The organism is Arthrobacter sp. YA7-1 (assembly GCF_025960325.1).
Classification (GTDB): Bacteria; Actinomycetota; Actinomycetes; order Actinomycetales; family Micrococcaceae; genus Arthrobacter; species Arthrobacter bambusae_A.
The window spans coordinates 1-21,598 of the sequence record NZ_CP110115.1 but is presented as its reverse complement, the minus strand read 5'-3'; the positions used below and the strand labels follow the sequence as shown (position 1 = coordinate 21,598).

Genomic DNA, 21,598 nt, shown 5'->3' with positions numbered 1-21,598 from the left:
TCCGGTCCGAGACCGGAGCCTTTCGAAAGGCCCCCATGAAATTCGGCATCAAACCCGCAACGGCCCTCGCCGCCGCGACGGCCACGCTGCTGGCACTTTCGGCGTGCACCGGCTCACCCACCGGAACCGCCACCGGCGGCTCCGGTGCGGCATCCGGCGACGACGGCATCGTCGTCTACAACGCCCAGCACGAGAACCTCACCGGCGCATGGGTGGACGCCTTCACGAAGGAAACGGGAATCAAGGTCAGGATCCGCAACGGTGACGACCTTGAAATGAGCAACCAGCTCAGTGAGGAAGGCAAGAACTCGCCCGCGGACGTCTTCCTCACGGAAAACTCCCCGGCCATGGTCCGTGTGGCAGGTGCAGGCTTGCTCGCCCCGGTCGACCAGGCAACCCTGGCGCAGGTTCCGGCCCAGTACCGGCCCTCCACCGGAGACTGGACCGGCGTCGCGGCCCGCTCTACTGTGCTTGCCTACAACAAGAACAAGCTCACCACCGACCAGCTCCCCAAGTCCTTGATGGACCTCGCGGACCCGTCATGGAAGGGACGCATCGGCGCGTCCACTGGCGGCGCGGATTTCCAGGCCATCGTCAGCGCCATGCTTGCCCTCAAGGGAGAAGACGCAACCCAGAAGTGGCTGGAAGCGGCCAAAAGCAACTTCAAGTCCTACAAGGACGACACCCCGGTGCTCGCGGCCGTGAACTCCGGCGAAGTCGACGCAGGCGTGCTGTACCACTACTACTCCTTCGTGGACCAGGCCAAGACCGGCGAAAACAGCAAGAACGTCGAGCTCCACTACTTCAAAAACCAGGACCCGGGCGCGTTCGTCAGCGTCTCCGGAGGCGCCGTCCTGGCGTCCAGCAAAAAGCAGGCCCAGGCCCAGCAGTTCCTAAAGTTCATTACGGGCAAAGTGGGCCAGCAGGTCCTCCAGAACGGCGTCTCCTTTGAATACACCGTTGGCTCCGACGTGCCGGCCAACCCCAAGCTCGTACCCCTGAAGGATCTCCAAGCTCCTTCGGTAGACCCGGCCAAGCTCAACAGCGAGAAAGTCACCGAGCTGATGACCCAGGTCGGGCTTCTCTAAACCACCACGTGACACTGGTTCGCCGTCGGCAACAGTGCCGGGGGGCGCCGGGAGGAATCCCTGCGGGGCTCTGGGCCAAGCCCACGTGCTCTACTTGATGTAGAATATCTTTTTGTGTCGGGCGGGTCCCCGCCGCAAACGTTCAATGGGGGTTGCAACGGCCGGATAGTGAAGTGGAGACCTGTGTGAGCACGCGATTGCCGGAGACCGTTTTGCCTTCCCCTTCGGTCCCTTTTTCCTCCGGCAAGCTGTCCGGGCGCGCGGTTCCGTGGCTCCTTGGACTCATTGCGTCGGGGGTTGCGGTGGGCACGGCGGTCGGCATGGGCCGGCGCGGGTATGCCGAGCTGTCCCGGGACTATCCCGGCGTCCTGACGGCGGTCGCGAGTACGGGTTTATGGGTGGTGGTCCAGTTGGCGGCCACGGTGTGTGTGGGAGCGCTCTTCCACGCCGCGTTCCTCCGGGTCCGGGCGGGCTCTGAGCGGCTCCTGTTGGACCCGTGGAGCGAGTTGCGGATGGTGCGGGTCAGCTCGACGGTGTGGCTGCTGGCCTCGGTTCTCCTCATTGCCGTGGACGGCGCTGATGCCAACGGATACCCGCTCCTGCAAGCCCTGGCACCGGGCGCCTTGGGTTACCTGGTCCAGGCCTCGTATCTGCCGGGTGCGTGGATTGTCTCGGCCGTTTTGGTCGCCGTCATCGTCATCACGTCGAACTTTTCGCGGTCGTGGGCGGTCGCGGTGTTCAGCCTGGGCCTGGGGTTCGCGGCCCTGCTGGCACCGTTTCTGGTCACCCAGGTGCTGGTGGGGCCGAACCACGATTTCGGCGGGGACGCAACCATGTTCGGTGTGCCGGCGACGGCGGTGTTTTTTGGAACGACGGCGGTCCTGTTGTTTCGTTTGTTGGGCGGTCACAGGCCTTCTGCTGCCACCGTGAGGCGGTATCGGCGTGTCTGCGCGGTCTGCTGGCCGGTCAGCCTGGGCGCGGTGCTGGTTGTTGCCTGGTTCGAACTTGACGGAACCGCGCCGCTTTCGACTCCGACGGGCTGGTGTTTCCTGGCGGAAGCGGGCTTGCTGGCGGCGCTGGGGCTGAACCTTTTGGCGTGGAGCAGGCCCGGTCGCGCCCGGACCCGCCCCGGGCCGGGGCTTGGCCGCTATGTGCTCAGGGCAGCTCTGCTGATGGCCCTTTTCGTCGGGGTCAACGTGGCGATGACAAGGATCCCCCCGCCCCAGTTTTTCGTGCCTTCCTCCATCATGGAGCTGTTCTTCGGCTATGACGTCTCGGCCGCTCCTGCCCTCGCGGTGCTTGCCTTTGACTGGCGCCTGAACACTCTTTTCGCGGTGATTTCCGCCGCGGCCGTTGCCGTGTACCTGGCGGGGGTGATCCGTCTGCGCCGCCGCGGTGATAAGTGGGCGTGGGGGCGGACCGTGAGCTGGGTACTTGGCTGGTTCGCCGTGGTATGCACCACGTCTTCGGGTCTGGGCCAGTACGCGGATGCCGCCTTTAGCCTGCACATGATCCTGCACATGAGCCTGAACATGTTGTGCCCGGTGCTGCTGGTCATGGGCGGCCCGGTGACCCTGGCTCTTCGGGCCACCAGGGCAAGCAGGGGCTCCGGCCCGGCGGGCGCCCATGAGTGGATCAATGCGTTCCTGCATTGGCCGCTCTTCCGCCACCTGTACAACCCGTTGTGGGTTTTCATCGAGTTTGTCAGTTCCTACTACGTCCTGTATTTCACCCCGTTGTTCGAACAGGCGATGCGCTACCACTGGGCGCACCAGCTGTTCAACCTCCATCTTCTGGTGGTCGGTTACCTGTTCTACAGCCTTGTCATCGGCGTGGACATGCCGCCCCGGCCCCTGCCGCACATCGCGAAACTGGGCATGGTGCTGGCCGCGATGCCGTTCCATGCCTTCTTTGGCGTCGCCGTCATGAGCAGCAACGCCATCATCGCCGAGCAGTTCTACCTCTACCTGGGCCGGCCCTGGCTAACGGACCTGCATGCGGACCAGTACCTCGGCGGCGGGATCGCCTGGGCCGCGGGGGAGATCCCGCTTTTGGTGGTGGTGCTGGCGTTGCTGGGCCAGTGGTCCGCCCAGGACAAACGCCGTTCCCGCCGGATCGACCGGCATCTGGATGCAGGAATGGATGAAAGTTTTTCCGCGTACAACGACATGCTCGCATCCCTTTCCGAGCGTCAAAACTTCCACCACGGCCCAGGGAGGCTGCCCGATGAGCGTTGAAACGTTGACACCCGGCGAGGAAAACTGGGTCGAGCTGGAGATCGGGGGCATGAGTTGCGCGGCGTGCGCGGCACGGATCGAGCGCAAACTCAACAAGGTCGACGGTATCGCGGCGACCGTGAACTACGCGACCGAACGCGCCATCGTCCACAGCGACGCCCCCGGCGTTGCCGACGCCGCGGTCCTGGCGGTGAAGCACGCCGGCTACACGGCCAGGGTCCGGGTGCCGGACGATGACGAGTGGACGGCGCGCGCGACCGCCATCCGGATCTCCTCGCTCCGGCGCCGCCTGGCAGTCTCGGCCATCCTGAGCGTTCCGTTGTGCGACCTGACGATCATGCTGGCCCTGGTCCCGGGGTGGAGGTTTCCGCACTGGCAGCTGTTGTGCGTTTTGCTGGCCGTGCCGATCGTGACCTGGGCTGCCTTGCCGTTCCACCAAGCCACCGTGCGGGGGTTCAGGCAGGCCAGTCTGAGCATGGACACCCTGGTCTCCTTGGGCAGCATCGCGTCCTTTGGCTGGGCAGTGTTCACCCTGATCTTCGGCTCCTCCGCCGGCCCCGGGTACTGGCTCGGGTTCGGCGTGACACCCCAGGGCGCGGACTCGATCTACCTGGACGTGGCCGCCGGGATGATCACGTTCCAGCTCGGCGGCCGCTATTTCGAGGCACGCTCGCGCCGACGGGCCGGGGATGTGCTGAACGCCCTGGGCCGTCTCTCCACCAAAGAGGTGCGCGTGCGCCGTGCCGGGGCCGAGGTTTTGCTTCCGATCGGCCAGCTCCGGGCCGGGGACACGTTTGTGGTCCTGCCGGGCGAGCGGATCGCCGCGGACGGCAGCATCAGCGCAGGCACGACGTCGATCGACACCAGCTCGATGACGGGCGAATCGCTTCCGGCCCAGGCCGGTCCCGGCGATCAGGTCATCGGCGGCACCGTGAACATCGGCGGCAGGATCGAGGTGCTCGCCGAATCCGTCGGAACCCACACCCAGCTGGCGCAAATGGCGGCGATCGCCGAACAGGCCCAGCACCGCAAAGCCTCGGTCCAGGCGCTGGCGGACAAGGTCGCGGGGATCTTCATTCCACTCGTCATCGGCATTGCCGCGGCCGTGATGCTGGTCTGGTTCCTGAGCGGCGCCGAACCGCGTGACGCGTTCGGCGCCGGGATAGCGGTGCTGATCATCGCGTGCCCCTGCTCGCTGGGCCTGGCCACACCCACGGCGCTGATGGTCGGGGTGGGCCGTGGCGGGCAGCTGGGTATCCTGATCAAAGGCCAGGATGCCCTGGAGGCAAGCGGAGTCATCGATACCGTCGTCTTTGACAAGACCGGCACCGTGACCACCGGAACGATTCAGGTCACGGCCGTGGAGCCACTGGACGGCTATTCCCGCCGGGAACTGCTCGCCCTGGCCGCGGCTGTGGAATCCGGGTCCGAACACGCCCTGGGCCGGGCCATCACCGAGGCGGCCACGCTGGAAGGCGCGGTGCTGCCACCGGTCAGCAGTTTTGAAACCATGCCGGGGCTTGGCGCCGGCGCCCTGATCAACGGGGCCGCGGTCCTCGTCGGAAGCCCCAATCTCCTCCATGCCCGCGGCATCGAGGTGCCCGGCGCCGTTGATTCCCGGATAGCGGTCCTTCACTCAGAGGGGGCAACGGTGGTCCTTGTCGCCGTTGATGGCCGGCCGGCCGGAATCTTTGCGTGCTCGGACACGGTGAAGACCTCGGCGGCCGCGACGATTCGTTCGCTGAAGCAGCTCGGCCTGCGCACGGTGCTTCTTAGCGGCGATGCCCATGGCCCGGCGTCCGCGGTAGCCCGCCGGATCGGGGTCGATGAAGTGTATGCAGAGGTTCTTCCGGCTCAAAAGAGCGCCGCGATTGCACGGCTGCAGGCCCAGGGCCGCCGGGTGGCCATGGTGGGCGACGGCGTCAACGACGCCGCGGCCCTGGCCACCGCGAACCTGGGCATGGCCATGGTGCGGGGCACGGACATTGCCATGAAATCCGCCGATATTATCCTGGTCCGGGACGACCTTCAGACCGTCACCGACGCGGTGCTGCTCTCGCGCAGGACCCTGCGGACCATCCGGATCAACCTGATCTGGGCCTTCGGCTACAACGTCGCAGCCATCCCCATCGCCGCGTGCGGCCTGCTCAACCCGTTGATCGCGGCGGCGGCTATGGCCCTGTCCTCGATGCTGGTCATTTCCAACAGCCTGCGCCTGCGCAATTTTGAGCCCGTCCGCGAGCAAACCCGCACGGGCTAGCAGGAAGCTCCGCCGGGCGGGGCGGGGATACCCCGGTCAGTCCGTGCGGATGATCCCGTCGCTGCGGGTGGTGAGGCCGGCCGCAGCCACACCGCGGCGCCCGGAGCCCAGGCCGCTGCGGGCCGCGAGGCGCTCTGCGCGCAGGAGCATGGATTCACGCTCACGGATCACGGCAAGCTTGGCCAGCGCCGCAGACACGGCCCGGTGCCCGCAAACACGGGCCGCCCGGTCATCGGCAATCAATTCAAGGAGCGTATTGGTGGCCCGCTCGAAACGGCGCGCACACAGAACTCCCGGAAGACAGGCACTGTTGAGCCGGGCCAGGCGTTTGACCAGCCCGTGGCGCTGGAGCAAATGGGTGCGTTCGTGTTCGATGACCGCCCTCAGCTCCGCCGGGTCCAGGACCTCTTCGAGAACAGTCGAGATGATGATCGTGTTCAGCCCCGGGGCCGCGAACGCCACGGGCTCCTCAACGCTGACAAAGCTCACCCGGGTCCGGCCCACCAGGGTGGTCCGGACGGCGGCAAGCTCCAGCAACGCCGCCACCGTGCCATGGGACTGCCTGTCCACGATCAGAATCGATTCCGCCCGTTGGAGCACCAAGGCAGCAACGGCGCCGACAACACCCAGGCTGATCCAGCCCGTGAGCACGAGCACGGTCGGCAAGATCCAGGGCGTGCCGGCCGCGGGCGTGCTGAAATTGACGCGCACTCCCTCCAGGACAGACCAGGCCAAACTCGCGCCTGCCGCTACCAGACCGCTGGCGAACACGCCATGCCACAGCCCCAGCGCCAGCCTGGGGCGACGGACCTGCCAGGCACCGGCCATCAGCACCACCGGCGCCAGCAGCACTGTCGCCGCGCAATAGCACAGCAGGCCCAGCACGCCGATCATTCGCCGCGGTTCCCCTCTGCCCGGCCCCGCCTGCCCAGCGCCCTGCGAAGCAGGTCCACGTCGTCCTCGCCCAGATCGCCGGCAAAATTCAGCAGTGCCGCGGCCCGGTCACTGCTCTCCGTCAGCGCATTGAGCATCGCCCGGGAGACAATCCCGGACTCCGACTCGGCGGCGCTGTAGTACCGCACGCCCCCCACTGCCTCCCCGCGCCTGACCTGCCCCTTGAGCCGCAGCCGTTCCAAAACCGTCAACAAGGTCGTCACCGCCGGTCCCGGGCCGGCACCAAAGCCACCCTGTATATCGCGGACGCTCAGCGGCACCGCCGAATCCCACAAAATGCGCATCACCGAGGCCTCAAGTTCACCCCGCATCCGTCGTTCAGACATCCATACCTCCACGCAAGATTCTACCGTTGGCCACCACCGCCCACCGGCCCCCCAGGAGCCCGCGGCAGCCGGCAACCGGAACATGAACTCTACAACTTGTAGAGTTCATGCTCTACATCTTGTAGAGTCTACGTGAATCATTGCCCGCCTTCCAGGAGATCCTTTGCCTTCCCTCGTCACTGATCCGCATCCACCGGTCCAGGCGGATGCGGCTGTTCCGGCCACACGTCTGCCCGGAACACGCAACCGCAACTGGTTCGCCGCTTTCTGGCGCTGGCATTTCTACGCGTCCCTGCTGGTGATTCCGGCCCTGTTCGTCCTGTCTCTCTCGGGGCTGGTGATGCTTTACAAGGCCCAGATTGACCCGATTTTCCATCCGGGCGTCATCGTCGTGGACGTCCCGCCCGGGGCGCACCGCCTTCCGCTCTCGCAGCAGGAAGCCGCCGTCGAAGCCGCGTTCCCCACCCGGACCATCGCCTCACTCACCGACGGGACGGAGGGCACCGCGACGATTTTCGCGACCACCGTCGGCGGCGGGCTCCGGAACGTCTACGTCAACCCCTACACCGGCCAGGTCACCGGTGACCTGGCCCCGCTGGACCTGCCCTCGAACTATGCCAGCGCCTGGCACAAGAACTTCACCTCGACCGCCTTCGGCGGCATCGCCATGGAACTGGCCGCGTGCTGGGCGATCGTCATGGCCGTCAGCGGCTACTACCTGTTCTTCAAGGGTTGGAAGGCACGCCGCCAACGGGTGCTCCGTAAAGCGCGGGGTGCCCGGCTCTCCACCACGCACGCCTGGGCCGGGGCCCTGGCCGGGCTGGGAATCCTCTTCCTGGTCGTCTCCGGCCTGCCCTGGACACAGGTATGGGGCTCGAGCGTCCAATCGTGGGCAGCCGGACACGGCCTGAGCCTGTGGGGCAATGACCCCGGCGCCACATCGACCCTCGGGAAGACCCTGGCCAAGAGCGACGGAACAACCAACGCCCCCGGCTGGGCCATCAGCCAGGACACCGTTCCGAAGACCGCCGTGGGCGCCGACGGCAAGGTCGGCGTCGATGCTGCGGTCACCGCCGCCGCGGCCGCGGGGATCCCCCAGCCATACTTCATCGCGTTCCCGGAGGGGCCAACGGGGGTCTACAGCGTGTTGGGCGACCAATGGCATGACAGCGCAAACCCCGCCTACACGGACGTATCCAAGGAAGCCGCAGCCCATGTGGACCAATACACCGGCAAGGTGATCACCACCTACGCCTACAACGACTACAGCCCCGTCGCGCAGGCCGTCTCCCAAGGTATCGCGATCCATGAAGGCCGCCGTTTCGGCGCCCTGAGCTCGACCGCGTCAACAGCCTTCTGCCTCGCGGTGCTCTTTCTGTGCGCTTCCGCCCCCGTCATGTGGTGGCGGCGCAGGAAAGGCCAGACAGGCATCGCCGCGCCCAAGGGACGCATGCCCGTTTACTCCTCCTGGGGACTCGCTGCAGTGCTGGCAGTGCTCGCGGTCGCACTGCCCGTCTTCGGCATCTCCCTGGTCATCATCCTCCTGATCGACGCACTGGTCATCCGGCGGGTCCCGGCCCTGCGCCGCCTTCTCAACACCAACTAGCCCGGTGTGGCAGCCGGACCGGCTGCCACACCCTCCCACCCTTGGAGCCTCCGATGATCACCAACCCCGTTGCCCAATGGCTGCTCTGTGCAATCTTCATCCTCACGGGCGCGTATTCCCTGTTCCGGACCGTGAAACCATCAGCCGTGCACGAACGCATCAGTCACGGCGCACATGCCCTCATGGCGGCCGCCATGGCAGCGATGATCTGGCCATGGGGCATGAGCCTGCTCCTGGTACCCCAGATGGCAGTCTTTTCCCTGGCCGCGCTCTGGTTCATCTACCTCTTTGCCGCCCACCCCACCCGGCAGCGGTCCGACAGGGCCCTCGACAGCCACCACGGGGGCAGGGGAACGCTGGCGTTCCACGGCGCAATGATGGCGGCGATGGTCGCCATGGCCGCGGCCATGCGTGCCGCCACTTCCGGAACCGGGAACACACCCGGCACGGGCCCCATGGCGTCCATGCCGGGGATGGACATGCCGGCCCACTCCATGGCCTCTGCCATGGCTACTCCGTTATGGGCCTCCGTCCTGTCCGCCGCCTGCGCCGCCGGGTTCGGCATTGCCGCGTTGTTCTACCTCGGCTCAACCCTGGCCGGTGCAACATCACCGCACCGTCGAACCGGGCCCGGGCTCCGCGCCACCGCCGATGCAGCATGGAACCTTCTGATGGCAACAGGCATGGCGGCGCTCTTCCTTCCCCTGGTCAATTTTGGATAGAAACAGCCCAATGACCACACTGCACAGACCACGGAACACCCTCACAGCCCGCGTGCACGCGATCAGTGCCGCCTCGGAGAACGCCGTGCTCATCGAACTACGCCCGCCGGCACCGACCCGAAGATGGTGGGCCAAGGGGCCGGCGGCCGAGGCCGGGCTCCCCGCAGCACAGGCCGGAGCCCACATCGACCTGCACCTGGGCGGATACATCCGGCAATATTCGCTCTGCAACCCGCCCGGGGAAACCCACCGCTACCTCATCTGCGTGCAGGCCGCCCCCGAAGGCCGCGGCGGCTCAACACACATCCACAACACCCTGCAAGCCGGTGACAACGTCCAGATCTCGACCCCCCGCAACCATTTCCCCCTTGAACCGGCCCCCAAGACCCTTCTATTGGCCGGTGGAATCGGAGTGACACCGCTTCTGGCCATGGCCGAAACACTCTCAAGCCAAGGACAGGACTTCGAGCTGCACTGCTTCGCCTCAAGCGCGGAACGGATGGTGCTGGCCGATTACATCAAAACGCGGCCGGCCGCCGAATTCACAACGTTTCATCTTCCCCACCCGGAACGCACCGCCCGGGCAGCCATCCCTGACGTCATCACCGGCCACCCGGCGGGCACCCGCTTCTACATCTGCGGACCAGACGGATTCATCGACACCACCAGGAAACACGCCGCAACAACAGGGATCGACCCCCAACGGCTCCATTCCGAGCGGTTCACCCCGGAACCGAACCCGCTTCCCGGCCCACCCGGGCAAACCTTCGCCGTACGGCTCAGCAGCACCGGAAAGCTCTACCCCGTCCCGGGCGGAAAAACCATCGCCGAAACCCTTCTCGAGCACGGCGTACCCATCGAACTCTCCTGCAACCAAGGACTATGCGGGACCTGCCTCACCCCCGTCCTGGCCGGCACCCCCGACCACAGAGACGACTTCCAGACCCCAGCAGAAAAAGCATCAAACACAAGCATCGCCCTGTGCTGCTCACGCGCCTCCACCCCCGAAATAACACTCCGCCTCTAGACCCATATCCACCCAACCGCGCACTACGGGGCACTAGCGTTGGATATTTCACTTTTTCGCAAGCCACCCCATCCCCTTCCACCTCGTCCGGGAAAACGAACGCCAGCAGGAACTCTGCGACGGCGCCCCCTTCTACACCCTCGGCCCGCTGGTCACAGACATCGCATCGGGCTATGACCACATCACCTCAGCCATCGGCGCCACCGAGATCGCCCGGTACGGCACCGCGATGCTCTGCTACGTCACGCCCAAAGAACACCTCGGGCTGCCGAACAAAGACGACGTCAAAACCGGAGTCATCACCTACAAGATCGCCGCCCACGCCGCCGACCTCGCCAAAGGCCACTCCGGCGCGCACGAACGCGACGACGCCCTGTCCAAGGCCCGGTTCGAATTCCGCTGGCGGGACCAGTTCGCCCTCTCCCTGGACCCGCAAACGGCCGAGGCTTTCCACGACGAGACCCTGCCGGCAGAACCGGCCAAGACGGCACACTTCTCCTCCATGTGCGGACCCAAGTTCTGCTCCATGCGGCTCTCCAGGACATCCGCGACCAGCTCGGAGGCATGTCCGAGCAGGAAGCCATCGCAGGAATGAACACTAAATCCGCCGAATTCCGCGAAACCGGCGGCAAGGTCTACCTCCCCTGCCCAAAAGGCCGACTTGACGGAAACGGCCCCACATTATTGATTGCCTCGTTCGGGCTTCGGTCACGAGAAGACAGCGCGAGTCCATGTCCGGCCCGGACGGCGTGGCCGTCGAGCCGGCCACCAAAGTACCCCGCCAGGCCATGAAACCGGGACGCCCCGGTAAAGTAAGGGAGGTGACCAACCAAATCAGCCCAGCCGAAGCATGGCAGCGTCTGCTCGCCGGCAACAACCGTTTCGTCTCCGGAGAGACGCTGCACCCGAACCAGGACGCCTCCCGGCGCAGCGCGTTGGTGAACTCACAAAACCCCTTTGCGGTCATCTTCGGATGCTCGGACTCCCGGCTGGCTGCGGAGATCATTTTCGACCTCGGCCTCGGCGACGCCTTCGTGGTGCGCACAGCCGGGCATGTGATCGACGACGCCGTTCTGGGATCGCTCGAATACGGCGTATCGGTGCTGAACGTCCCGTTGATCGTCGTCCTCGGACATGACAACTGCGGTGCCGTCACGGCCACCAAAAATGCGGTGGAAACCGGGCAGATGCCCCCGGGTTTCATCCGCGACCTCGTCGAACGGATCACCCCTTCGGTGCTGACCTCGCTGCGCGAGGACAAGACGGACATCAACGACATGGTCGTTGAACACGCCAGACAGACCGCGGCCCGGCTCCTGGAAAGTTCACAAGTGATCTCCACCGCCGTGGACAATTCCTCCACAGCCGTGATCGGCGTCGCGTATCGGCTCGAAGAGGGCCGGGCGGAGCTCGTCTCAGAATTCGACATGCTCTAAAGCTGAGAAAAGAAGGGCAGCATCGTACTCAAAGCCACAACTGCCATTAAAGCCCTGCACAGCCCCGTCCCCTTGACGAAGTACGTCCGGGCTATGGAGAACCGGGACCATTGCGTTTCCCCGCTCTCATCCCGTGCGAGGTGGTTTCGCTAGGTTCCCTGCGTCCGCACGTTGGGGAACCAGCCCTCCGGCGCCTTCTTGGGTTCGAGGTGTTCGGGGTCGCGGTGTTTTTGCATATCGCATTTGTAGAACGGGCCGCGCGGGTCGAGCATCACGCTCATGTGGTGGTCCGCGTGGTCCTTGAACCAGACGCTGATGCCGGTCGCTCCGTCCAGTCTGAGGTGTTCCCAGGCCCGCCACAGTGCCTCTACGCGGGAGACGGCTTCGGGGTGGAAGTACCACTCGATGCACCATTTCGCGGCGCGGCCGTCGACGTCGCGGACGTACGTTGGCAGTAACTGCTCGTGCAGGAACTCTTCGGCTGAGCCGTAGACCAGTTCAGCTGGCTTCTGCTCTCCTGCCGGGGTCTCCACACGTGTTTCTGTGTCGCTTGAGCTGAAGCGGCCGATGTCGGTAGTCATCTCAGAACCTCCTATCCCGTGACCCAGGGATTAGCGACCGGCGCAGCAGAAACCGGGACATCCTCTTCTTCGGGTCGGGGGCTGTGCTTCTTGATGGACGCCTCGACGGCGTCTTTGTGCCGGCCGGTGTACCAGGGCATGGTCCGGACCAGCGTGGCCGGCGCACCGGAGGCGAGGACGACGGCGCGGCCGCGGTCCAGCTCCGCGAGGTTGGAGACATCGAAAATGCGTTCCTTGCCCTCTTGGCGGGAGCGGCTGGACCCGGACTTGCCGGAGGAGACGGAGACATTGGTGTAGCTGTAGTCCCCGATCAGGTCCGAGAGTGCCCGGAGGAAGCCTTCTTCGGCCACTCCCCCGCCGTAGACCTTGACGTTCGCGGCTGAGAAGATTTTACGCATGTTCGCCTCCCCCCAGAGTTCGACGCCCTGGGACCAGGACTGCAGGATGGCCATGACGATCAGGCCCTTGGAGCCGTAGTGGCTGAACTGGTCCGGCAGCCCGGCCCAGCGGACGACGTTGGCCAGCTCATCGAGGGCGAACAGTGCAGGTTTGGGCAGGCGGCCGCCGCTGCGTTCGGCCCGTTCCTCCATGGCCTCGGCGATGGCCACGGTCAGGGCCGTGGTCAGTGGCGCGGCCGAGCCGGGCCCTTCCTTGGAGAGGATGTAGATCGTCTCCCGGGAGGCGGCGAAGGCGTGCGGGTTGAACCGGCGGCGGGGATCCGTGGCCACCGTCGCGCCGCGGGCGGGGGCGACCCAGCGCAGCGTGTTCCTGCTCTTGAGGCATTGGATCATCTTTTCGGCGGTGCCGAAGATCCCGTCGCGCTGCTTGTCGGCCAGCTTCAGGGTGGACTCCAGGCCCTTGTATTGCAGCTCGTAGTCGTGGTCTTTGAGGATTTCGATGGGTTCCTGGCTGACCTGCTCCGTCACCCACAGATACACCTGGGTGATCGGCAGCTCCCCCAGCGCGGCCGCGAGGAAGTACGAGGAGAGGATGTCTTCGGCTTTGGGGTCGAAGTAGGCATCCGGTTTGGATCCGGGGAGCCGGGAGCCGGCGGCGAAGTGCTGGGTGAGTTTGTAGGCCTTCTCTTCGTCCGTAACGTAGGAGAGCGGGTTCCACCACCAGTCCGGTTCTTCCTGGGCGATCTTCTGAGGATCGAACACCCACACCGGAGCGGTCAGGATCCGGACGCCGCGGGTGCCGTCCACGACGTCGCGTTTGTTCGAGGTCGAGACCACAGCGCCGGGTGCGTCCAGGATCGCGGGCATGACCCGTGAGGTCGACTTACCTGTCCGTGGCCCCCAGATGTCGATGCTGAGGTCTTCCCAGGACTGGATGAACGGCTGGCCGGTGGAGACCACCTTGCCGACCACGATGCCCGGGGCGTCTTTCACGCCGAGGCGCTCGGCCGTGGCTTGGGCGCCTTTCTCGGAGAACGCGGCCAGGGATTTCCCTCGCCCCAGGTACCGGGCGGCCTTATCGACCCGGGCACGCTTGGACGCGCCCTTCTTCCAGGCCAGCAGCACGACGATGGCCAGGACCAGGACCATGCCGGCCATGAGGGCGGCGGCAACGGTGGACTGGACGGGCCAGGGCACCCGGCCCTTGATGAGCCCGGCGATCAGATCAATGGGCTGGGCCGGGGGTGCGGCGATGCCGGCCATCCAGGAGCCCAGATGCACGGCGGCGTAGGTCCCGCCGCCAAAGACGACGATCAAGCCGATGGCCAACCAGACCAGCAGCGCATCTCCGAGGCCCATTCCTTTGCGGTTCGGTGCACTCACGGTGTCCCCCCGTCCACGGGCAGCTGCGGAGAGGCGGCCTCCATGAGCGACTCGGCGGGTTTGCTCCATCGGGTGTTGGTGTCGTTCAATCCCTCGTCCTGCTCGATCGAGGTGAGCCCGATCCGGACGGGGATTCCCGGGCGGCCGCCGACCTTGATCAGGAACTTCCCCCGGCCCGGGGGTTCGACGTCGACCCCGCGTGAGTCCCATGCGGGCGGGTCCTGCCACCCGATGAGTTTCTGCTGCTCCTGCCGGGACAACGGAATGGCGGAGGTCAGCAGCGGCATCTCCGAAGCGGGCAGACCGCCGCAGATCACCATGCCAGAACGCTCCACGAAGCCGCGGGCCTTCATCCGGTCCTCTTCCGCCGGCAGCGCCAGCAGGTCGGACATGGTGTGGGAAATCATGATCTGCCCGACGCCCACAGAGCGGTTCAAACGGGTCAGGGCGTCCACCCGGTCCACTATGCCCTTACCCGCGCGCAGCGCCCGCCACAGCTCATCCAGGACCACGAAGTAGTTCCGGCGCGGCTCCAGCCCGGCGTCTGCCAGGGCGTTGGCGACGTTGACCGTGCCGAAGCCGTAGGACCAACACGCGAGCAGCACGGCGGCCTGCAGGTCCGTCTCTGTCTCGTCGATGCTGGAGACGTCGAAGACCACGGCCCGGTCACGTTTCATGGGGTTGGTGGTCTGCCGGGAGAAGATTTCCCCCAGCTTCCCTCCCCCGGTCAGGCCCAGCAGGGTTGCCTCCAGCGCCCGGGTTTCCTGCAGGTAGACGGTCATGTCACCGCGGTCCAGGGCGACCTGGCGCAGCTCATCCGGAGCGGAGATGATCACGTCCAGAAGGTCCTTCAGGACCGGGACGCCCTCGAACCGGTCATCGAGGACCCGCAGTGCCCGGTCCAGGATCGTCTGCTCCTGGTCCGTGGGCGGGTTGTTCCGGCTGATCGTGATCAGGGAGACGACCATGTTCAGGCGCCGGCCGTGGGCGTCGGCCCGGACCCGGGTGGCGGCTTCGTGGTGGCCGTTGGCCTGAAGGAGCTGGGCGACCTCGACGGCCTGGCCGGGATCAAGAATGTTCAGGTAGCCCACGCCGCGGCCCAGGGAAATGATCTGCCCGCCGAGAGCCTTGACGGCCTTGATGTGTTCGCCCTTCAGGTCCCCCAGGACCAGGGGGTAGACGCCCTGGGCGGAGAGCCCCAGGAACATGCGCCGGACCAGGGTGGACTTCCCCAGACCGGGCTTGCCCAGAATGAACGCCGAGGGGTTGGAAATGAGCTGTGCCCGCTGGAACCAGCTGATCGGGTCACAGCAGACCGTGGCCTGGGTTTCCTCGTGGCGTCCGAGCGGGACGCCGATCATGGGCGAGGACGCACCGGAAGAGAACGGCCACAGCCCGCAGACCTGAACCGTTGTTCCCCGGTACTCCGTCACGGACGGGACCAGTGCCGCGGCCCCTCCCCCGCGGCCGCCCCACCCACGCGAGCCGGGAGCCAGCTCGCGGATCCTGGCGCCCCGTACGCGGGCGACGGCCGACTGCTTGACCGTCACCGGCTTGCGCAGCGTAGCAGCCCAATCTGCGAAGTTGCCTTTCGTTCGGGCCATTAGAGTGCCTCCCTGATCTCGGAAGGCAGCAGGATGTGCTTGGGCAGGACCAGGCCCAGCGGCAGGGAGGCCGCGAACGCGGTGTCCTGCGCGCCGTAGGCCCGGCGCAACAACACCCGGGCGGTACCGGAGGTCTGCTCCACAGCGGCGACGGCATCATCGAGTCGTTCCCGTTCGGTCACGGTGGCAGTGACGACCATCCCGAAGTTCACCAGCCCGGCGCCCTGGGCTTCCTCCTGAGCGGTCTGCACAGCGGAGCGGGCATCAACCAGGGCACGCGCGGATGGCCGGGTCCCGGAGGTGATGCGGACGTTGGCGTTGTTCTGATCCCGCTCGACCACGGCAGCTGCCCGGGCAGAATCCATCGGGCGGTACAGCAGTGAAATCCTCTTCCGGTCGATGTCGCCGTGCGGGGCCAGCAGCCTGGACAGGACCGAGGAGTTCACGGACCCTCGGGGTGCGCCGGTCATGGTCCAGGAGGCCGAGAAGGCGCTATCGTGCCGGTAGGTATCCCAGCTTGCCTGGGTCGCGGTCGGACCGACCTCGCCCCATGACAGGGACACCGGAGAGCCGGCGGCATGGGCTTCATCAATGATCAACGCGGCGGGCGGGTCGTAGGCGATCCGGACAACTTCGCAGAGTTCCTGCGCGGACATCGGCCGGGCGATACCGGCGCCGGTGGATTGCAGCCGGGCCGAGAGCCCCGGGATCCGCGAGGCGAGGTCACGGGCAACATCTTCCGGTGTGCGCTTCTTCGATCCCGCACGGAGGGAGGCGTTGAACGTCAGGGACACCCAGGCGCGGACCGTGGCCGATCCTTCCGGGTAGGTATCCACAACTTCACTCAGCATGTCCTTGGCAAATGCCGGCGCGTCCGGGTCGATGTTCATCATGACTTCGTTCCGGAGCCGGTACCCGGAATCCGGGGCGGTCTCCACCGTCACGGCCGCGGCGTCCAGGCCGGCCTCATCCGCCAGCCCGGCGAGCCAGCCGCCCCAGTTCGCCACCCACGCATCAACCTGCTCAGGGTCCACCAGTGAGGCGCCGTCAGGTTCGGTGGAGAAGATCACGGTGAAGTGGCTGGTTGCCGGCACATGCAGCAGCGCGAACGGGCGCTTGTAGGAGTCCGTGAACTCGTACAGGGTGGACTTCGCGGCAAGCCCGGGCAGCTGGTACATGCCCCACTGTGTCACGCCCAGGGGGCCGGACCGGTAGAGATTCGTCCCGGAGGACCTGGAGATCCGGAAGCTGACCCGTGTGGCGAAGCGGTCCACAAAGGACTGGCCGTGCTTGTCCTTGACCGTGAGCAGCAGGGCGCTGACCCCGGCCACGGCCAGGACAGCCAGGCCCGGGAATAGACCCCAAATGGCGAAGCTGATGATGCCCAGCAACAACCCCGCCATGACAATTCCGGTGCCGATAGCGCCGAGGTTCCCCAGACCGGCTGAGCGCGGTACCCGCCAGTTGCCGTAGGACGGTTCCTTGTACTCGGTATTAATTGCTGCCACTGGGGCCCTCCTGGGGTGAATCATGCCCGGTTGAATCCTGCGCGGTCTGCTGTGCGGCCTGTGAAACCTGGCCGGCTATCTGTGTTCCTGCAAGGACGGCGACTCCTACGGGACCAGCTGCTGCTCCCTTGCCCGCTCCCGTGGCCGCCCCTGCAGTGCCCGCGGTTGTTGTGGCTCCGCCAGGGCCACCTGGACTTGTCGAGGCTGGCGTTGGCTGGCCGCGGTTTCCCTTCGGGCCAGGTGTTCCGTTGCTGCCTTTCGGAGGCGTGCCTGGCTGGTTGGGTTGCGTGCTCGCCGGCGTTGGTGCGGCATTGCCTCTGCCGCTGCCGCCCCGGCCAAGGGACACGGCACCTGTAGCCAGGGCACCCACTGCCGCGCCTGCCCCGGCTCCCCCGCCGGAGGCGACGGCCCCGACCATCGGGGTTACGAACCGCATGAGTGCCGGCAACGCGAACAGGGCAACGACCATCAACGTGAAGCCGGTGATGGATCCGGTCAAGGCGTTCTTCCCGGTGTTGTTTCCCATGAGGAGGAACGCGACCGAGTAGACAATGGCCGCGGCGGGTTTGTAGAGGATGAAGGCAATGGTCCAGCCGACAGCTTTCTGGAACCACTGCTTGCCCATCTCCGTGTTCGTGAACGCGGCCGTGGTGGGCAGGATGCCCGCAAGGATCACCAACATGCCGCTGCGCACCACCATGAGGACGATCTGGACGAGGGAGGCAATCAATCCGATGAGTCCCAGGACGATGAGGATGAACACGCCAACCCCGGTCTGGTTGGTCATGACGAGGATTTTCATCGACTCTGCGAATCCCTTTCCGTCCGTGGAGCGCTGGATGACGGCGACAGAAAAGGCGTCGGCCGCGATTACCAGAATCGAGATGACACCCAGACCCAAGCCAGTGACCAGGGTGAGCGTGACCAAGGAACGCAGTAGATCCTTCAGCGGTGCTCCGCGTTGTTCCCAGATCATCCGGATGCCTCCGAGAATCACGGCGAGGACCGCCAGCGTCAGCGTCCAGGGCAGCAATTCGCTATTGACCGCAGAAACAACGGGACTTGGTGTGGTGCCGTCCTGGCTGGCCAGATTCACGGTGGGCATGGAGACCCAGAAGGTAGACAGTGTTGTCACCATCTGGCTCATGCCCTCCATGATGGCTTTTGCAAGATTGTTGATTGCGTCGTCTGCGATCCCCGCCGCCACATTGCTTGCACCTTGTGCGGTCCAACAGGCCACATCCCAGACTTCACATGCTTTATCAGCCATGTCAGACGCCGGCCCAAGGAATGAACGAGCTCAGGTCACTGATCGGTCGCACTGCGCCCCCGCCTGCGGCTGGCATGTCCAGTTTCCAGTCGCCGCCCTCCCAAAGCAGTGACGTTGAGATGGCACCGTATCCGCCATCGGCGCTCTTGAAAGCCAGCTCCACAACTGCTGCTGTGGGCGTGTACGAATGGATGATGAAGCCAGCGAATTGAACCTTCGGCGAGGTCCCGCCGACGTCCTTGCCTTCCTGTATGGCTTGTACAGCCTTGTCCCGCGTGGGGCTGTCAGCGGCAAGCCTCAGGTAAACCTGTTTTGCATAGCCATTGAACGAGGAAGCCCAGATGTTTGCCGTCGCATAGAGAGCTCCCGTCGGCGACTGGGCAAAGCATGACCTCAGACCATCCGTGCCCACCGTTCCGGGACCTACCGTTGACGGCTCCGTCGGGACAGCCGTGGATCCGAGCAGCTCCCACTTGGATTTAGGCGCGGCTCCAAGCGCGGTTTCCTTGCTACCAGGCAGTCCGCAGACGCTCTTCCCAGCCACAGCCGAGGCGCCGGGACTGGATGTGGCCGAGCTACCGGACTCCGCAGGGGACGGGGCCGCCTGGGCGTTGCCCTGTCCTTTGGGGAGCAGGAAGATGACGACGGTTGCTGCTATCAGCGCGACCACCAGCGCGGCAGCGATGATGAAACCGGGTTTGGTGAACGGATTGCTTTCGGTGGTGCTCGTTGACTGGCTCATGGCGAACCTCCCGTTGTTGGTGCTGGTTTAGACGAAGGCGCGGACGATGCCGGAGGCACCGGTGATGATGATGCAGCCCAGGAGAACCCAGCCGAGCTTGCCGATGGCTTGTGCGCCCTCGCCGCGCTGGAGCTGGATGACCATGCCGATACCGACGATGATGACGCCAAGGACGCCCAGGACCAGACCGATACCGGAGGCCCAGTTCAGGATCGTGAGCAGCCCGCCGGCCTGTGCCGGGACGACCGGGGTGGGGTTCGGGATGACGTTCCCGTCAAATACGACGAAGGAGTTCATGGTGAGACCTTTCAGTTGGTGGTGGCTGGTGCGGTGCCGGTAGCCAGGACGGCCACGTCGGTGATGAATCGGTGGTACTCGCGAGGTAGCGGCGGTGTTGTGGAACCCCCGTGCCGCCAGGCCTCTACCCAGGGCAGGGTCCAGAGCCGGGGCGCTCCCCCGCCGACGATGGCGGCGAAGTCCCGCAAGGGTTTGGGAGTCTTCCCCGGCGCGTCTGCAAGGACGGCGAGGCCGAGCAGATCCAGTGTCGGTGCCGCCCCTGATGCCCATTGGGTCAGTGCGCTCCTGGCAGCGGTCAGGCCGCGCATGTCTGCCCGGCAGACCAGCAGCACCCGTGGTGTGCTTTCGTCCTGCAGGACGGGCCAGCAGTGATCGGTGACGCGCGCCCCGGGCAGGAGGTCAGCGATTCGGCTTTCACCGGCTCCCCCGTGGGCGCCGGTGATCCACAGCGCTGCAGAGCCAGAGACGGTGCGGCGGGCCAGGCGGTCTGCCGTGTCCGGTACGACCATTCCCTTCAGGGGCGCACTGATCACTGCCGATGGCGGCAGGTGCGCCTCCGGTGCTTCCTCGTCCGCGCTGTCGCTGGCGGGGCTGGTGATCCAGGGATTCAGGGATTGTTGCATGGTTCCTCCTTTCAAAGTCCGTTGGTGGGTGGTTTAGAAGCCGGCGGCGACGGCGGCCGCTGCGGCCAGCCATGCCCGCCGGGTGGCGGGCTGGAGCGCTTCATAGCGGATTGGGCCGTTGACCAGGGCCGGGTCGTACGGGATCCGGACGACGGCCCGGACGAACGGCTCGAAGCCGTCCGCGATCCGCTGCGCCTCGTCCTTGGCCCGCTTCAGGGCGTCCCCGGTCATGCTCCGCTTGGCGTCGGTGGATTCGGAGACGATCACGACGGCGTTGCGTGCCAGTTCCGCGTCGTGGCCACCACGGGATTCCAGCGTCTGCAGCGTCAGCCGCGCAGCTTCGGCGCGGTCCTCGATGGCCGTCACGGGGACGACGAGCTGGTCGGTGTGATCGATCATCCGCCGCCAGTTCGCTGCCCGGGCTGTGTTGCCCGAATCCATGACGACCAGCCGGTAATAGCGGGTGAGGACCTGGTGGGCGATATCGACTTCCTCAGCGGTGACTTCGTGATCGCCTTCCTCGTTCTCATCCGAGCGCAGAACGTCGAACTTGTCAGCGGTCTGGTGATGGACGAACTTGGCGATTTCGGCCGCGTTCGTGGCCGGGGAGAGAAGTTCGGTCGATGAATCGATCAGGTCCAGAACGCTCCGGGCATGGGAACCCTTTTCCGTCCGCCAGCCCAGGGTGCCTTGGGATTCGTTGTTGTCCCAGGCGACGGTGGCGGCCCCGCTGTAGCGGGCGAGGATGGCCGAGAGCATGACGACCGTGGGTGTCTTGTTTGCCCCTCCCTTGCGGTTCACCACCGCGATGGTGCGCGGGCCGGGCCAGTGCTGGCTGACCGTGCGAATGTCCTCCCGCTCGGAGAGTTCTTCGGCGGATGGGTCCATCCGGTATCCGAGTCGCGTGAGCGTTCCGCGCCAGCCCTGTGTGGCCGGTTCCAAGACCGGGGCGCTGACCAGGAACGAGGTTTCCTTCAGGCTGCGCCGGGTCAGTGGCGCTTCCGTGACGGTTGCGGTGGTCTGCGGTTCTTCTGCGGCGGCCGACGGCTGGGCCTCCGTATGGGCAAGCTCAGGTGTCTCGGTTGCCGGCTCGGTCTCGACGGGGTTGGGCGGCCACGGCTGTCGTTTCACCGCTGCCGCAGCGGTGGGCTGTGCGGGGGCGGCTGATGGTTCAGGAGTAGCAACAGGGACCGTATCAATGACGGTCGGAGCGATGGTCTCGGGGGTGGTTTCCGGGGCCTCTGCCCGGCGGCGTGCCGGGCGCGGTTCGTAGGAGACGGATTCGATCTTGTTGTCCGGGTGCACGATGAGTTCACCGTGTCCTTCGGGATCCTCGATCTGGACCCGGACGGGGCGCTGCAGCGTCTGCGCCTCGCCCACGACCAGGGCCAGGGCATTGTTGCGAAGATCCTGTACGGAGTCCCCGGGAGGCACGACGCGGGAGTTACCCGCGACGACGACCTCGGCGGTCCCGTTGTCGCGGACGATGGCCCTGATGTTTGGAAAGGCCAGGACCTCGGTTGGTGCAGTACCCAT

At 65.9% G+C, this 21,598-nt stretch carries 18 protein-coding genes and 1 pseudogene; 8 read left to right on the top strand and 11 right to left on the bottom strand.

Translation table 11 applies throughout. From position 1 onward, the window contains the following. Positions 1 to 35 precede the first annotated feature (35 nt). The 3 genes from OIT41_RS19920 to OIT41_RS19910 all read left to right on the top strand — a co-directional run bounded on the left by OIT41_RS19920 (position 36) and on the right by OIT41_RS19910 (position 5,585). The gene (locus tag OIT41_RS19920) at positions 36 to 1,088 is read left to right on the top strand and encodes an iron ABC transporter substrate-binding protein (RefSeq protein ID WP_264638063.1); all 1,053 of its coding nucleotides are present in this window, start codon (positions 36 to 38) and stop codon (positions 1,086 to 1,088) included. Positions 1,089 to 1,273: 185 nt separating this feature from the next. Then, a complete protein-coding gene (locus OIT41_RS19915; RefSeq protein WP_264638062.1) occupies positions 1,274 to 3,325 on the top strand; it encodes a cytochrome c oxidase assembly protein in 2,052 nt (683 codons plus the stop codon). Next, positions 3,315 to 5,585 carry a heavy metal translocating P-type ATPase gene (locus tag OIT41_RS19910; protein WP_264638061.1) on the top strand — a complete coding sequence of 757 codons (2,271 nt, stop codon included), beginning with the start codon at positions 3,315 to 3,317 and terminating at the stop codon, positions 5,583 to 5,585. Before OIT41_RS19915 ends, OIT41_RS19910 begins: the two co-directional genes overlap by 11 nt. 36 nt (positions 5,586 to 5,621) lie before the next feature. Here the strand turns inward: OIT41_RS19910 and OIT41_RS19905 are convergent, their stop codons facing one another. Continuing rightward, complete coding sequence (locus OIT41_RS19905) at positions 5,622 to 6,479, bottom strand: M56 family metallopeptidase (RefSeq protein ID WP_264638060.1); 858 nt, start codon at positions 6,477 to 6,479, stop codon at positions 5,622 to 5,624. After that, positions 6,476 to 6,865, bottom strand: a complete 390-nt coding sequence (locus tag OIT41_RS19900) for a BlaI/MecI/CopY family transcriptional regulator (protein ID WP_264638059.1) — start codon at positions 6,863 to 6,865, stop codon at positions 6,476 to 6,478. The genes OIT41_RS19905 and OIT41_RS19900 overlap by 4 nt, the downstream gene beginning before the upstream one ends. 163 nt (positions 6,866 to 7,028) lie before the next feature. Here OIT41_RS19900 and OIT41_RS19895 point away from each other — a divergent pair, with 163 nt between their 5' ends. The 5 genes and pseudogenes from OIT41_RS19895 (at position 7,029) to OIT41_RS19875 (ending at position 11,656) form a co-directional block, all read left to right on the top strand. After that, the gene (locus OIT41_RS19895; protein WP_264638058.1) at positions 7,029 to 8,471 is read left to right on the top strand and encodes a PepSY-associated TM helix domain-containing protein; all 1,443 of its coding nucleotides are present in this window, start codon (positions 7,029 to 7,031) and stop codon (positions 8,469 to 8,471) included. Positions 8,472 to 8,524: 53 nt separating this feature from the next. Further along, positions 8,525 to 9,193 (top strand): DUF5134 domain-containing protein, encoded by a 669-nt coding sequence (locus OIT41_RS19890; protein WP_264638057.1) that lies wholly within the window; start codon positions 8,525 to 8,527, stop codon positions 9,191 to 9,193. A gap of 10 nt (positions 9,194 to 9,203) precedes the next feature. Next, entirely contained in the window at positions 9,204 to 10,220 is a 1,017-nt protein-coding gene (locus tag OIT41_RS19885; RefSeq protein WP_264638056.1) for a PDR/VanB family oxidoreductase, read from the top strand. 70 nt (positions 10,221 to 10,290) lie between these two features. After that, a pseudogene (locus OIT41_RS19880) lies at positions 10,291 to 10,871 on the top strand (phosphomethylpyrimidine synthase ThiC); the annotation flags it as partial. Between the two features lie 137 nt (positions 10,872 to 11,008). Then, positions 11,009 to 11,656 (top strand): carbonic anhydrase, encoded by a 648-nt coding sequence (locus OIT41_RS19875; protein ID WP_413542341.1) that lies wholly within the window; start codon positions 11,009 to 11,011, stop codon positions 11,654 to 11,656. 149 nt (positions 11,657 to 11,805) lie between these two features. On the opposite strand, the gene OIT41_RS19870 is transcribed toward OIT41_RS19875, so the two are convergent. Genes OIT41_RS19870 through OIT41_RS19830 form a run of 9 tightly spaced genes read right to left on the bottom strand, consistent with a single transcriptional unit; the run spans position 11,806 to position 21,598 of the window. Then, positions 11,806 to 12,237, bottom strand: coding sequence for a DUF4913 domain-containing protein (locus OIT41_RS19870; protein ID WP_264638054.1), 432 nt, complete (start codon positions 12,235 to 12,237; stop codon positions 11,806 to 11,808). A gap of 11 nt (positions 12,238 to 12,248) precedes the next feature. Beyond that, positions 12,249 to 14,018 (bottom strand): type IV secretory system conjugative DNA transfer family protein, encoded by a 1,770-nt coding sequence (locus OIT41_RS19865; RefSeq protein WP_264638053.1) that lies wholly within the window; start codon positions 14,016 to 14,018, stop codon positions 12,249 to 12,251. After that, positions 14,015 to 15,622 (bottom strand): ATP-binding protein, encoded by a 1,608-nt coding sequence (locus tag OIT41_RS19860; protein WP_264638052.1) that lies wholly within the window; start codon positions 15,620 to 15,622, stop codon positions 14,015 to 14,017. The genes OIT41_RS19865 and OIT41_RS19860 overlap by 4 nt, the downstream gene beginning before the upstream one ends. Continuing rightward, the gene (locus OIT41_RS19855) at positions 15,622 to 17,130 is read right to left on the bottom strand and encodes an SCO6880 family protein (protein ID WP_264638051.1); all 1,509 of its coding nucleotides are present in this window, start codon (positions 17,128 to 17,130) and stop codon (positions 15,622 to 15,624) included. The genes OIT41_RS19860 and OIT41_RS19855 overlap by 1 nt, the downstream gene beginning before the upstream one ends. Beyond that, the gene (locus tag OIT41_RS19850) at positions 17,117 to 18,400 is read right to left on the bottom strand and encodes a type IV secretion system protein (RefSeq protein ID WP_264638050.1); all 1,284 of its coding nucleotides are present in this window, start codon (positions 18,398 to 18,400) and stop codon (positions 17,117 to 17,119) included. The genes OIT41_RS19855 and OIT41_RS19850 overlap by 14 nt, the downstream gene beginning before the upstream one ends. Position 18,401: 1 nt before the next feature. After that, complete coding sequence (locus tag OIT41_RS19845) at positions 18,402 to 19,142, bottom strand: hypothetical protein (RefSeq protein WP_264638049.1); 741 nt, start codon at positions 19,140 to 19,142, stop codon at positions 18,402 to 18,404. A 27-nt stretch (positions 19,143 to 19,169) separates the two neighbouring features. After that, a complete protein-coding gene (locus tag OIT41_RS19840) occupies positions 19,170 to 19,439 on the bottom strand; it encodes a hypothetical protein (protein WP_264638048.1) in 270 nt (89 codons plus the stop codon). Positions 19,440 to 19,450: 11 nt separating this feature from the next. Beyond that, positions 19,451 to 20,062 (bottom strand): DUF6668 family protein, encoded by a 612-nt coding sequence (locus tag OIT41_RS19835; protein WP_264638047.1) that lies wholly within the window; start codon positions 20,060 to 20,062, stop codon positions 19,451 to 19,453. A 33-nt stretch (positions 20,063 to 20,095) separates the two neighbouring features. Beyond that, positions 20,096 to 21,598 (bottom strand): chromosome partitioning protein ParA, encoded by a 1,503-nt coding sequence (locus tag OIT41_RS19830; protein WP_264638046.1) that lies wholly within the window; start codon positions 21,596 to 21,598, stop codon positions 20,096 to 20,098.